The sequence below is a fragment of the Micromonospora endophytica genome, from assembly GCF_003236305.1.
In the GTDB taxonomy this organism is placed as follows: domain Bacteria; phylum Actinomycetota; class Actinomycetes; order Mycobacteriales; family Micromonosporaceae; genus Micromonospora; species Micromonospora endophytica.
Genome location: NZ_POTX01000180.1, coordinates 1 through 12,900 on the forward strand (window position 1 = coordinate 1; position 12,900 = coordinate 12,900).

The window sequence follows — 12,900 nt, forward strand, 5'->3', positions numbered from 1 at the left end:
GGGCCGGGACGAGGTCGGGCGGCGGCGGATACCCGGGCGGGGGAACCGGAGCGGTAGGTGTGACAGTCGGACCCGGACCTGCGGCCGGTGTCTGGCCGGGCCCAGGCTCCCGCTGCTGACGGTTGAGCAGCAGGGCGCCGCCGACCAGGATGGCCGCGCCGAGCAGCACGGCGCGGAACGCGTCGGTGACGATGTAGCCGAAGCCGACCGCCACCAGGATGCTGAGCACGATCACGGTGACCGGGGACATGCTGGAACGGCCCCGGCCCAGCATGGACTCGACAGGTGACGCGCTGTCGCCCTCACCGGGGATGATCAGCCAGGCGGCCACGTAGACCAGGACACCGACGCCACCGAAGAAGCCCAGCACCGCCAGCAGCACCCGCCAGAGCACCGGGTCGGTGTTCGTGGCCCGCCCGACGGCGGCGCAGACGCCGGCCAGGTAGCGGCCGTCGCGGGGACGGACCAGCCCGTACCGCGAGGTGAAGCCGGCACCGCCGAAGGCCGCACCGGCCCCCGGTGGCGGGGCGCCCGCGGAACCTGGCACGGCACCCGGTGGGATCGTGCGGTCCCACGCCGTCTCCTCGGTGGGCGTGCGGCCGTGGTCCGCTGCTTCCCTCTGGTCGGCGGGGGTTGCGGAGCCGGTCGGCTCGGTGGGCGTCGCCGGGGCCGGCTCCGGTTCCGCCGGGTCCGGCCGCCGGGCAGCATCGTCGGTCATGTCTCCGATCCTGCTGCGCCGGGAGCCCGAGCGACCTCCGGAGGCGACCCTGACCCCACCCTGAGATCCGGCCTCCCGGAATGTCCGGGGCGTCCCCGTGGTCGGGCGACCACGCCGCGTGTGACGATCGGGATCGAGCCACAGCCTCGACCATCGTCGGCTCGACTCGATCGTGACCAGGGAGTCCACCATCAGCACCGTCAGCCAGCCACCCCGCCTCTACCGCGCTGCGGAGCATCGGATGGCGGCCGGGGTGGCCGCCGGTATCGCCGAGCACCTGGGCGTCCCGGTGGTCCGGGTCCGGATCGCCTTCATGGTGCTGCTCGGGTTGAGCGGGCTCGGCCTGCTGCTCTACGCGGCCTTCTGGGCCGTGGTGCCGGTGCGACCCGGCGACACCGCCGTACCGCGTCGCCGCGACGTCGGGGAACTGCTGCCGTTCGTCGCGATCGGGCTCGGCGTACTGCTGCTCCAGGTGCTGGTCTTCGACTCGGTGGGCGCGGCCGGCACCGCGGGCTGGCTGGTCGCCATCATCGCGGTAGGTGCCGGCGTGATCTGGCACCAGTCCGCGCCGGAGCGGCGACGACAGTGGGGCGAGTCGATGCCGGTGCCCTGGCTCGGCGCGGTGATCGAGGAGAGCGACAGGCGCGCGTTCGTGCTGCGCTTCGTCGGCGGCGGCGTGCTCGTCGCGGTCGGCATCATCGGGGTCGCCGCCGTCTACTCCCCGGCGCAGAACCTGGATGCCGTGGTCAACGGGGTGATCTTCGCGTTGGTCGGGCTGGCCGGCGTCGGGGTGGTGGCCGCGCCGGTGCTGTGGCGCACCTGGAACCAGCTCCGTTCGGAGCGGGAGGGCCGCATCCGTGAGCAGGAGCGGGCCGAACTGGCCGCCATGGTGCACGACCAGGTGCTGCACACCCTCGCGTTGATCCAGCGCAACGCCAGCGACGTCAAGACGGTGCAGCGACTCGCCCGTGGTCAGGAGCGGTCGCTGCGCAACTGGCTGTACAAGCCCACCGCGTCACCCACCGAACGTTTCGCCGCCGCGCTGGAGCAGGCCGCCGCCGAGGTCGAGGACACCTTCGCGATCACCGTGGAGACCGTGGTGGTCGGTGACCGGGAGACCGACGAGCGGGTCGGTGCGCTTGTCGCCGCGGCCCGCGAGGCGCTCGTCAACGCCGCCCGCCACGCCGGGGTGCAGACGGTCTCGTTGTACGCCGAGGTGGAACCCGAGCAGGTCAGTGCCTTCGTACGGGACCGGGGGGTGGGGTTCGACCCCGATACGGTGGAGCATCACCGACACGGTGTGCGGGGATCGATCGTCGGGCGGATGAAGCGGCACGGCGGCCGGGCGGAGATCCGCTCCGAGCCGGGGGAGGGGACCGAGGTCCGGTTGATCCTGCCGATCACCAGGGACTCGGCCACGGCGGAAAGGGACAGATGATGGCTGAGCAGTCGACGCAACCGGTCGACCCGGCGGGCACCGAGCCGCAGCGGTTGCGGGTGTTCCTGGTCGACGACCACGCCATGTTCCGCGCGGGCGTACGCGCCGAGCTGGGGGCCCACGTCGAGGTGGTGGGCGAGGCGAGCACGGTGGCCGAGGCGGTCAGCCGGATCACCGCCACCGAGCCGGACGTCGTCCTGCTCGACGTGCACATGCCCGACGGCGGTGGCCGGGCGGTGCTGGAGGCGATGCGCCGCAGCCATCCCCAGGTGCGCTTTCTGGCGCTCAGCGTCTCCGACGCCGCCGAGGACGTGATCGGACTGATCCGGGCCGGGGCCCGGGGGTACGTCACCAAGACCATCTCGCCGGACGAGCTAGCTGCGGCGGTCCGCCGGGTGGCCGACGGTGACGCGGTGTTCAGCCCCCGGTTGGCCGGGTTCGTGCTGGACGCGTTCGCGGCCCGGCCGGACGCCCCGGTCGCCGACCCCGAGCTGGACCAGCTCACCAACCGGGAGCGCGAGGTGCTGCGGCTGCTCGCCCGGGGGTACGCGTACAAGGAGATCGCCCGGGAGCTGTACATCTCGATCAAAACGGTCGAGACGCACGTCTCGAACGTGCTGCGCAAGCTCCAGATGTCCAACCGGTACGAGCTGTCCCGGTGGGCGGCGGATCGACGGCTGGTGTGAACGGCGTCCGTCCCACCGGCTGACCAGCCGGTGGGACGGCTCGGTCGCCCGGCTGGAGTTGACCTCATCCGTTCGGATAGCATGCCGACGTGAGTGGTGCGACTCACGTCGAGGATCCGTGCCGCCAGGTGGACCGTCGGTTGCGCGCTGCCAATCGGTCGTTCAGGCGTAAAAATGCGTTGACGGGCAGCTCATACCATGCGTCTGGCTGGCCCTGAAATCGACTCCGGGTGGATGTCAACCCCGTCCCGGGCGGGTATCGGCTTGATAACACGCCTTTCGGCTTGGCCGCATCGGGTGTCACAGTGGCAGGCACCTCACACCCCCTCGTGAGCCGAGCGCCCTGAGGAGGCACTCCCATGCGCGGGAAATTCCTGAAGGTGGCGGTCGCAGCGACCGCCACCGCCATGTTGGCCACCGCCTGTGGCGGCGGCAGCGACAGCGAAGAAAACGCTGGCGCCGCCGGCGGCACGCTGCGCGTCTACAACGCGGAGCCGGCGTTCCTGACGCCCTCCGGTGGTGACGACGAGCCGTCGCTGTACGTGATCCGTCAGCTCTACCGCGGCCTGGTCAAGTACAACGCGGAGACCTCCGCGGTCGAGATGGACATCGCCGAGTCGGTCGAGTCGGACGACCAGAAGGTCTGGACGATCAAGCTCAAGAGCGGCTACACCTTCGACAACGGCGAGCCGGTCAACGCCGACGCCTTCATCCGGTCGTGGAACTTCGCCGCGTACGGCCCGAACGGCCAGAACAACGGCTACTTCATGAAGCGGATCGCCGGCATCAAGGACGTCCAGTCCGAGGACCCGGACGGCGACGGCCCGAAGACGGCTCCGGAGCCGAAGTCCAAGGAGCTCTCCGGCCTGAAGAAGGTCGACGACCTCACCTTCACCGTCGAGCTGGACGCCCCCTTCTCCGGTTTCCCGACCACGATCGGCTACCCGGGCTTCTTCCCGATGGCCCAGGCGTGTGTCGACGACATCAAGGCCTGCAGCGAGAAGCCGATCGGTAACGGCCCGTACAAGATCGACGGCAGCTGGCAGCACAACGTCGCGATCAACGTGGTCCGCAGCGACAGCTGGAAGGGCGACGCCGGCAAGCCGGACCGCATCGAGTACCGCATCTTCTCCGACATCGACGCCGGCTACGCCGCCTTCCAGGCCGGCGAGCTGGACGTGCTGTACACGCTGCCGCCGGCCCGCTACAAGGAGGCCAAGCAGCAGTACGGCGACCGGATGTACGAGGCGCCGGGCGACAGCTTCACCTACGTCGGCTTCCCGCTGTACAACGACGAGTTCAAGGACAAGCGGGTCCGGCAGGCGCTCTCGCTGTCGATCGACCGCCAGTCCATCATCGACGCCGTCTTCGACGGCCGGTTCACCCCGGCCACCGGCTTTGTCGCCCCGACCTTCGAGGGTGCCCGGGAGAACGTCTGCAAGTACTGCACCCAGGACATCGAGAAGGCCAAGCAGCTGCTCGCCGAGGCCGGCGGCTGGCCGGCCGGCAAGAAGCTGACCCTGTGGGCCAACGCCGGTGCCGGTCACGACGCGTGGCTGCAGGCGGTCGGTGACCAGATCAAGGCGGCGCTGGGCATCGACTACGAGCTGAAGGTCAACCTCCAGTTCGCCGAGTACCTCGAGACCGCGGACCAGAAGAAGTTCACCGGTCTGTTCCGCCTCGGCTGGGGCCCGGACTACCCGTTCCTGGAGACCTTCCTGTACCCGCTGTACGGCACGGGCGCGGGCAGCAACAACTCGACCTACAGCAACACCCAGTTCGACGAGCTGATGAAGGCGGGCGACGCGGCTGCCTCGATTCAGGCCGCCCTCCCGTCCTACCAGCAGGCGGAGGACATCCTGGGCGAGGAACTGCCGGTGATCCCGATGTGGTTCAACAAGGTTGGTGCGATCTACAGCGAGAACGTGGACCAGTTCGTCTGGAACGCCGTCTCGGACGCCGACTACGGTGCGACCTCGCTGAAGCAGAACTGAGCTTCGGTCTACTGAATCCGCCGTAACACGACGTGGCGGCAACGGTCACCCCACCAGGGCGAACGTTGCCGCCACGTCAGCGCCGAGAGGAGACCCCGCGATGGGGCGCTACGTCATTCGACGGTTGCTCCAGTTCATCCCGACCGTGCTGGGCACCATGTTCCTGCTTCACTACATCACCTCGCTGGCGATCCAGTTCAGCGGGAACCCAGTCCGGGCGCTCTTCGGTGACCGGACTCCGCCGCCCGCCCTGTTGCAGGCCATCACCGAGCGCCTCGGCTACGGCGACCCCTGTCTGGACCGTAGGGGTGACCCCTGCCTCTGGCGGGCTGCTGAAGGTGGCGGGGGCTGGCTGGGTACCGGCTACGAGCCCGGTCTGTTCTTCGACCGTCTCAGCGGCGTCTTCTTCCACTTCGATTTCGGGGTCAACCTGCGTGAGCGGGCGGTCACCGACCTGGTGGCCGACGCCATCCCGTTCACCTTCAAGCTGCTGCTGATCGCGATCGTCTTCGAGGCGGTCGTCGGCATCGCCGCCGGCGTCTGGGCCGGCCTGCGGGGTGGCAGCTTCGCGGACAACCTGGTGAAGATCAGCACGGTCTTCATCATCTCGGTGCCGATCTTCGTGCTCGGTGTGGTGGTCCGGGAGTTCGTCGGGGTCAAGTTCGGAAACGTGCTGCGGGGGCAGGACTGGATTCCCGACCTGATCTCGGTCGGCGTGTTCACTCCCGGTTTCAAGCCCGACTATCCGTTCGCCAGCCTGATCATCCCGGGCATGGTGCTCGGCGCGGTCTCGCTCGCCACCACCGCCCGGCTCACCCGGACCAGCATCATGGAGAACATCCGGGCCGACTACGTGCGGACAGCCAAGGCCAAGGGCCTGACCAACAAGCGGGTGATCGGGGTCCACACGCTGCGCAACTCGCTGATCCCGGTGATCACCTTCCTGGGTGTCGACATCGGTGCGGCCATGGCCGGCGCCGTGGTCACCGAGACGATCTTCAACGTCCCCGGCATCGGTCGACTGGTGACGATGTCCGCCCGGACCGGCGAGTCGTCGGTGGTGATCGGCGTGGTGACCATGCTGGTGCTTGTCGTCCTGCTCGCCAACCTGCTGGTTGACCTCCTGTACGCGGTGCTCGACCCGAGGATCCGCTATGAGTGACGACACCATGGCGAACAGCCGGCGGGAGTTCCCGCCCACGGCAGGTCAGAGCGAAACGAGGTGTGGACATGAGTGATCTGACCAGCGCAGGCACCGCGGTCGGTGGCGGCCCGGTCGGCGGCGACGGCCCGGTGCCGAACCAGCCCGCCACCGGCGGGAAGGAGCGCAGCGCCAGCCTGTGGGCGGACGCCCGCCGGCAGCTGATGCGTGACCCGGTCTTCGTGATCGCCTTCCTCTACATCCTCGTGGTCGGCTCCATGGCGGCTTTCCCGTGGTTGTGGACCAGCCAGGACCCGCGCGACTGCAACACCAACCGGTCCCGACTCTCGCCGAGTGCCGAGCACCTCTTCGGCACCGACATCCTCGGCTGCGACTACTACGCGCACGCGATCTACGGCGCCCGGCCGTCGATGGTGATCGCGCTGATGGCGACCGTCGCGATCGTGGTCGTCGGTGGCCTGCTCGGCCTGCTCGCCGGCTACCACGGCGGCTGGGTGGACACGATCATCTCCCGGGTGATGGACATCTTCTTCTCGCTGCCGTTCCTGCTCGGTGCGATCGTGTTCCTCACCGTGATCAAGCGGCAGAACATCTGGACCATCAGCCTGGTGCTGTTCCTGCTCGCCTGGCCGACCATCGCCCGGATCATCCGAGGCAGTGTGATCTCCTCGAAGGACCTGGACTACGTGCACGCCGCGAAGGCGGTAGGTGCCCGCAACAGCCGGGTGATGTTCCGGCACATCCTGCCCAACGCGATCGCCCCGATGCTGGTGTACGCCACCATCGTGCTCGGGTCGTTCGTCGCGGCGGAGGCGACGCTCACCTTCCTCGGCGTCGGGCTACAGCCGCCCGCGCAGTCCTGGGGCATCATGATCAGCGCCCACCAGGTCTACTTCCTGGAGGACCCGTGGCTGTTGCTCTTCCCCTGTGGTCTGCTGGTGGGCACGGTGCTGTCCTTCATCCTCATGGGTGACGCGCTGCGTGACGCCCTCGACCCGAAGTTCCGGTGAGTGCCATGAGCGAACGAACCATGAGCAGTGATGTGAACGTCAAGCTCGACGCGTTGCCGGGTGCCGACCCCAACGCGCTGCCGTTGCAGGTCAAGGACCTGCACGTGGAGTTCCGTACCCGTAATGGCATCGCCCACGCCGTCAACGGAGTGAGCTTCGACCTGCGGGCCGGCGAGACCCGGGCGATCCTCGGTGAGTCCGGCTGCGGCAAGAGCGTGACCGCCCAGGCGATCATGGGCATCCTGGACAGCCCGCCCGGCTTCGTCACCGGTGGAGAGATCCTCTACCGCGGCGTCGACCTGCTCAAGCTGCCGGAGTCCGAGCGCCGCAAGGTGCGGGCCAACCGGATCGCGATGATCTTCCAGGACGCGCTCTCCGCGCTGAACCCGGTCTTCACCGTCGGGTTCCAGCTCGCCGAGCTGTTCCGCAAGCATCGCGGGATGTCCCGCCAGGACGCCAAGGCGCGCGCCGTCGAACTGCTCGACCTGGTCAAGATCCCTGCGGCCAAGCAGCGGGTGAACGACTACCCGCACCAGTTCTCCGGCGGTATGCGGCAGCGGGTCATGATCGCGATGGCGTTGGCCCTCGACCCCGAGGTGTTGATCGCCGACGAGCCGACCACCGCGCTGGACGTGACGGTGCAGGCCCAGATCATGGCGCTGCTCGCCGAGTTGCAGCGGGAGCGGAACATGGGCCTGGTGCTGATCACCCATGACATGGGTGTGGTGGCCGACGTGGCGGACCGGATCTCGGTCATGTACGCCGGTCGGGTCATCGAGGAAGCCGGCGTGAACGACATCTACGCCAGCCCGGCCCACCCGTACACCAAGGGCCTGCTGGAGTCGATCCCGCGCCTGGACCTCAAGGGCCAGGAACTCAGTGCCATCAAGGGCCTGCCGCCGGCGCTGACCAACATCCCACCGGGTTGCGCGTTCAACCCCCGGTGCCGGTACGCGCAGGAGGTCTGCCGCAAGGACCCGGCGCCGCCGCTGTACCAGGTGTCGCCGAGCCGGACGGCCGCCTGCCACTTCTGGAAGGAGGTCAAGGGCGATGAGTGACCTGGTGCTGGAGACCAAGAACTTGGTCAAGCACTTCCCGCTGACCCGGGGAGTCGTCTTCAAGAAGCAGTACGGCGCGGTGCGCGCGGTCGACGGGGTCAACCTGGAGCTGCGTCGGGGCGAGACGCTCGGCATCGTGGGTGAGTCCGGCTGCGGCAAGTCGACGCTGGCCCGGATGCTCGTCGGGCTGGAGACACCGACCTCCGGCGACCTGTTCGTGCAGGGCAAGAACATGTCGAAGGTCGGTGGCGAGGAGCGGCGGCGCGGTCGGCGCAACATCCAGCTGGTGATGCAGGACCCATACACCTCGCTCAACCCGCGGATGACCGTCGGCGACATCATCGGCGAGCCGTTCCAGGTGCACCCCGATGTGGTGCCTAAGAGCCAGCGGCGGGGCAAGGTGCAGGAGCTGCTGGAACTGGTCGGCCTCAACCCCGAGCACATCAACCGCTACCCGCACCAGTTCTCCGGCGGCCAGCGGCAGCGCATCGGCATCGCCCGGGCGCTGGCGCTCAACCCGGAGATCATCCTCTGTGACGAGCCGGTGTCGGCGCTTGACGTCTCCATCCAGGCGCAGGTGATCAACCTGCTGGAGAAGCTCCAGAACGAGCTGGGCCTGTCGTACATCTTCATCGCTCACGACCTGTCGGTGGTCCGGCACATCGCCGACCGGGTCGCGGTCATGTACCTCGGCAAGATCGTCGAGGTCGGGACCGAGGACGAGATCTACGAGAGCCCGACCCACCCGTACACCCAGGCGCTGCTCTCGGCGGTGCCGGTGCCGGACCCGACGCTGCGCGGACAGCGCGACCAGATCGTGCTGACCGGTGACGTGCCGTCGCCGGCCGACCCACCGTCGGGCTGCCGATTCCGTACCCGCTGCTGGAAGGCGCAGGACATCTGCGCCGAGCAGGAGCCACTCCTTCAGATTCGCGACAAGTCCGGCCACCCGAGCGCCTGCCACTTCGCCGAGGTACGCGACGTGGTGCACGCGACGGAGTAGCCGCACAGACGCCGTCGGCCCGACCATCCGTACCGGGCTCGGCGGTGAAGGTAGTGCCTCCTCAGTGATTCGGGGCGCCGGCCGTCATCAACGGCTGGCGCCCCGGTCCCGTGTGGCACCGCGCGTGGAGCCCGTGCCGTCGCTGGGGTGCGGGGGCCGGTGCCGCCGCCGCTGGCGTGGGCCCCGCGTCGCGTGCCGGGTCGCGGTCAGAGCGGGCCGCGGCCGGCCCGCAGGAGCAGCAGGGCGAGTTGGGTGCCGTCGGCGCCGAGCGAGGACCGGAACCGCTCCAGGATCTCCTGCTCCCGGGAGAGCACGAGCCGGGTGCCGCCGGAGGCCATCCGGGTGGCGCCGACTTCGCGGGAGAGTTCGGCCCGTTCCTGCCACAGCTCGATGAGGGTACGGTCGATCTCGTCGATCCGTCCCCGGATCTCGGCGATTCGCGCGGCGGCGACCGGTTCCGTCGTACCGGTGCCCGGATTTTCCGGTCCGGCGCTGCTGGCCGCGTCGCTGCCGTTCGAGGTCGCGCCGGCACCGGCCGGGCCGCCGTTCTGCTCCATCACGTCTGTCATCTTCGGGTACCTCTCAAGGTCTGGTGCCCGGTGCCCGGATCCCGGGACGGAAAAGCCCCGGACTCCGAGGAGCCCGGGGCTTTCGCAGGTCTTGTCGATCAGGCGCGACCCACGGCTGCCGGACTCCCGGAGCCGTAGAGAAAGTAGAAGCGCATGTCGAACACGTCGTCGAGTATGCCGTCCGAGCGCGTGGGCGCGCAAGCAAAGCTGTTAATAGGGGGCCCCTGCTCTACCGGAGGCGTTAACCGGGGGCCCTTCCTTGCACACCGTAGACTCGGCGTGCGATGCATCCTCTCTTCGACATCCCCGTGTCCCCGTCCGAGCCCCCGCGGGCGCTGCCGCCGCACCGGCCCGTCCCTGGTCGACTCGATCCGCAGCAACTGGTCGAGGGGCTCAACGGCCCGCAGCGGGACGCGGTGACCCATGCCGGCACACCGCTGTTGATCGTCGCCGGTGCGGGTTCCGGCAAGACCCGGGTGCTGACCCATCGGATCGCTTACCTGCTCGCCGCGCGGGACGTGCATCCGGGCGAGATCATCGCGATCACCTTCACCAACAAGGCCGCCGGCGAGATGAAGGATCGGGTGGCCGCCCTGGTCGGCCCGAGGGCGCGGCTGATGTGGGTTTCCACGTTCCACTCCGCCTGCGTCCGGATCCTGCGCGCCGAGCACGAGCACGCCGGCCTCAAGTCGACCTTCTCGATCTACGACGCCGACGACTCGCGCCGGTTGATGCAGTTGGTCGCCCGGGAACTCGACCTGGATCCGAAGCGCTATCCGGCCCGCGGTCTGGCCGCTCAGGTCTCCAACCTGAAGAACGAGCTGGTCGACCCGGAGACCTTCGCCGCTCGGGCCAACGGGCCCAACGAGCGGGCGCTGGCCGAGGCGTACACGCTCTATCAGCGGCGGCTGCGTGAGGCACACGCGCTCGACTTCGACGACTTGATCATGACGACGGTGCATCTGCTCCAGTCGCACCCGCACGTGGCCGAGACCTACCGCCGCCGGTTCCGGCACGTGCTCGTCGACGAGTACCAGGACACCAACCACGCCCAGTACGTCCTGATCAAGGAGCTGGTCTCCGGCACCGAGGGCCTCGATCCGGCGGAGCTGTGCGTGGTCGGCGACGCCGACCAGTCGATCTACGCCTTCCGGGGCGCGACCATCCGCAACATCCTGGAGTTCGAGCGCGACTTCACCGACGCCCGCACCATCCTGCTGGAGCAGAACTACCGCTCCACCCAGACCATCCTGAACGCGGCGAACGCGGTGATCGACCGCAACACCTCGCGGAAGCCGAAACGGCTGTGGAGTGACGCCGGGACCGGCGAGCCGATCGTGGCCTACGTGGCCGACACCGAGCACGCCGAGGCCGACTGGGTGACCCGGGAGATCGACCGGCTGGTCGACGCCGGTGACGCCCGCCCGGGTGACGTGGCGATCTTCTACCGCACCAACGCGCAGTCCCGGGTCTTCGAGGAGGTGTTCATCCGGGTCGGCCTGCCGTACAAGGTCGTCGGCGGGGTGCGCTTCTACGAGCGCAAGGAGGTCCGCGACGCGCTGGCCTACCTGCGTGCGGTGGTCAACGACGACGACACGGTGAGCCTGCGCCGGATCCTGAACACGCCCCGGCGGGGCATCGGTGACCGGGCCGAGGCGTGTGTGGAGGCGCTGGCCAGTCGCGACCGGATCTCCTTCGGCGCGGCGCTGCGGCGGGCCAAGGACGCGCCGGGCATCTCCACCCGGGCGGCCAATGGCATCGCGGACTTCGTGGCGTTGCTCGACTCCGCCCGGGAGTTGGCCGCCGACGGCACCCCGGAAGAGGTGCTGGAGGCGGTGCTGACCCGCTCGGGATATCTGGCCGAGCTGGAGGAGAGCCTCGATCCGCAGGACGCCGGTCGGCTGGACAACCTCCAGGAGCTGGTCAGCGTCGCCCGGGAGTACACCGAACGGATCGAGGCGACCGCCGCCGAGGGGGAGCGGGCCACCGTTGCGGGCTTCCTGGAGCAGGTCGCGCTGGTCGCCGACGCCGACCAGGTGCCCAGTGACGATCCGGACCACCAGGGCGTGGTCACCCTGATGACCCTGCACACCGCCAAGGGGCTGGAGTTCCCGGTGGTCTTCCTGACCGGCCTGGAGGACGGCGTCTTCCCGCACCTGCGGTCGCTCGGCGACACCCGGGAGTTGGAGGAGGAGCGCCGGCTGGCGTACGTCGGCATCACCCGGGCCCGGCAGCGGCTTTACCTGTCCCGGGCGGTGACCCGGTCGGCCTGGGGCCAACCGTCCTACAATCCCCCCTCGCGTTTCGTCGAGGAGCTGCCGGCCGAGCTGGTCCGCTGGGAGCGGACCGAGGGGTCGTACACCTCCTGGGGTGGCAACGGCGGCGGCGTGGGTGGCCGCGCCGAGCGGATGGGAGGCGGCTTCTCCGGAGGCACGCCGCGAGCCGTGCAGCTGGCGCGCAAGCTCGGCGTGGACGGCAGCCGGCTGGCCACCGCGAGCGAGCTGCCGCAGGGCCCGAAGGTCTCCGCCGGGGACCGGGTCAACCACCAGCGGTACGGGTTGGGCCGGGTGCTCGCCGTCGAGGGGCATGGTCCCGGTGCCCGGGCGCAGATCGACTTCGGTGACCAGACGCTCTGGTTGGTGCTGCGGCACGCCCCGATCGAGAAGATCTGAGCCGCCTCGCCCCGACGCCGCCGGGCACCGGCTGCGGTATCGTCGGCTCATGTATTCGTGCGCTGTCGCGATGAAGCCCTGGTTCCGCCGCTGACGGCGGCAGGGTTGACCAGCTTTTTCTGAGCGTCTCTGTTCCGCCGTCCTGGTGTTCCCGCCGGGCGGCGTCGATGTGCTGCCCGGCTCCACGACGAGCCGAAGAGCAGACAGTGAACAATCTTGAACTGAAATCAGCACAGTCCTGGGGTGCGGAGCTGCCGGCCGGACACCGGGCGCACGTACGCGCCGACGGGGTCCGGGTGGTGTTGGGCGGACGGGTCGTGCTCTCCGACGTCAGCGTGACCGTCTCGGCCCGCTCCCGCCTGGCCATCGTCGGCGAGAACGGCCGGGGCAAGACGACGTTGCTGCACGTGCTGGCCGGGGTGACCGGACCCGATCAGGGCACCGTGGCACGGGCCGGCACGATCGGCCTGGCCGGGCAGGCGTTGGCGGCGCGTCACGGCGAAACCGTCGGCACCCTGGTCGAGGCCGCGACGTGGGAATCCCGCCGGGCGGTGCGGGCGCTCGACGACGCGGCGGCGGCGCTGACCGAG

Annotated in this window: 11 protein-coding genes; 9 read left to right on the forward strand and 2 right to left on the reverse strand. The window is 69.4% G+C overall.

Annotation, left to right across the window (positions count from 1 at the left end; genetic code table 11):
- On the reverse strand, nt 1-718 hold a 718-nt coding region (locus C1I93_RS22070), incomplete at its 3' end, for a PspC domain-containing protein (RefSeq protein ID WP_146603555.1).
- 172 nt (nt 719-890) lie between these two features.
- Here C1I93_RS22070 and C1I93_RS22075 point away from each other — a divergent pair.
- From C1I93_RS22075 to C1I93_RS22105, 7 genes are all read left to right on the forward strand, one after another.
- Nucleotides 891-2,156 (forward strand): ATP-binding protein, encoded by a 1,266-nt coding sequence (locus tag C1I93_RS22075; protein ID WP_111245207.1) that lies wholly within the window; start codon nt 891-893, stop codon nt 2,154-2,156.
- A complete protein-coding gene (locus C1I93_RS22080) occupies nt 2,156-2,842 on the forward strand; it encodes a response regulator (RefSeq protein WP_111245214.1) in 687 nt (228 codons plus the stop codon). Before C1I93_RS22075 ends, C1I93_RS22080 begins: the two co-directional genes overlap by 1 nt.
- A gap of 359 nt (nt 2,843-3,201) precedes the next feature.
- Nucleotides 3,202-4,836 (forward strand): peptide ABC transporter substrate-binding protein, encoded by a 1,635-nt coding sequence (locus C1I93_RS22085; protein ID WP_111245208.1) that lies wholly within the window; start codon nt 3,202-3,204, stop codon nt 4,834-4,836.
- Between the two features lie 100 nt (nt 4,837-4,936).
- On the forward strand, nt 4,937-5,998 hold the full coding sequence (locus C1I93_RS22090; RefSeq protein WP_111245209.1) for an ABC transporter permease: 1,062 nt from the start codon (nt 4,937-4,939) through the stop codon (nt 5,996-5,998).
- A gap of 68 nt (nt 5,999-6,066) precedes the next feature.
- Entirely contained in the window at nt 6,067-7,008 is a 942-nt protein-coding gene (locus C1I93_RS22095) for an ABC transporter permease (protein ID WP_111245210.1), read from the forward strand.
- 20 nt (nt 7,009-7,028) lie between these two features.
- Nucleotides 7,029-8,066: an ABC transporter ATP-binding protein gene (locus tag C1I93_RS22100; protein WP_111245215.1), complete on the forward strand. Its 1,038-nt coding sequence runs from the start codon at nt 7,029-7,031 to the stop codon at nt 8,064-8,066.
- Nucleotides 8,059-9,069, forward strand: a complete 1,011-nt coding sequence (locus tag C1I93_RS22105) for an ABC transporter ATP-binding protein (protein ID WP_111245211.1) — start codon at nt 8,059-8,061, stop codon at nt 9,067-9,069. Before C1I93_RS22100 ends, C1I93_RS22105 begins: the two co-directional genes overlap by 8 nt.
- 206 nt (nt 9,070-9,275) lie before the next feature.
- On the opposite strand, the gene C1I93_RS22110 is transcribed toward C1I93_RS22105, so the two are convergent.
- A complete protein-coding gene (locus C1I93_RS22110; protein ID WP_223256491.1) occupies nt 9,276-9,638 on the reverse strand; it encodes a chorismate mutase in 363 nt (120 codons plus the stop codon).
- Between the two features lie 284 nt (nt 9,639-9,922).
- Here C1I93_RS22110 and pcrA point away from each other — a divergent pair, with 284 nt between their 5' ends.
- Entirely contained in the window at nt 9,923-12,310 is a 2,388-nt protein-coding gene (gene pcrA, locus C1I93_RS22115) for a DNA helicase PcrA (RefSeq protein WP_111245213.1), read from the forward strand.
- A 206-nt stretch (nt 12,311-12,516) separates the two neighbouring features.
- Nucleotides 12,517-12,900, forward strand: a 384-nt coding sequence (locus C1I93_RS32050; protein ID WP_258378323.1) for an ATP-binding cassette domain-containing protein, incomplete at its 3' end; no start/stop codon positions are given.

Excerpts from the sequence above, each read along its gene's own strand:
- C1I93_RS22085 (WP_111245208.1), top strand. The coding sequence starts at position 3,202 with ATGCGCGGGAAATTCCTGAAGGTGGCGGTCGCAGCGACCGCCACCGCC.
- pcrA (WP_111245213.1), top strand. The coding sequence starts at position 9,923 with ATGCATCCTCTCTTCGACATCCCCGTGTCCCCGTCCGAGCCCCCGCGG.
- C1I93_RS22090 (WP_111245209.1), top strand. The coding sequence starts at position 4,937 with ATGGGGCGCTACGTCATTCGACGGTTGCTCCAGTTCATCCCGACCGTG.
- C1I93_RS22100 (WP_111245215.1), top strand. The coding sequence starts at position 7,029 with ATGAGCAGTGATGTGAACGTCAAGCTCGACGCGTTGCCGGGTGCCGAC.
- C1I93_RS22105 (WP_111245211.1), top strand. The coding sequence starts at position 8,059 with ATGAGTGACCTGGTGCTGGAGACCAAGAACTTGGTCAAGCACTTCCCG.
- C1I93_RS22080 (WP_111245214.1), top strand. The coding sequence starts at position 2,156 with ATGGCTGAGCAGTCGACGCAACCGGTCGACCCGGCGGGCACCGAGCCG.
- C1I93_RS22110 (WP_223256491.1), bottom strand. The coding sequence starts at position 9,638 with ATGACAGACGTGATGGAGCAGAACGGCGGCCCGGCCGGTGCCGGCGCG.
- C1I93_RS22095 (WP_111245210.1), top strand. The coding sequence starts at position 6,067 with ATGAGTGATCTGACCAGCGCAGGCACCGCGGTCGGTGGCGGCCCGGTC.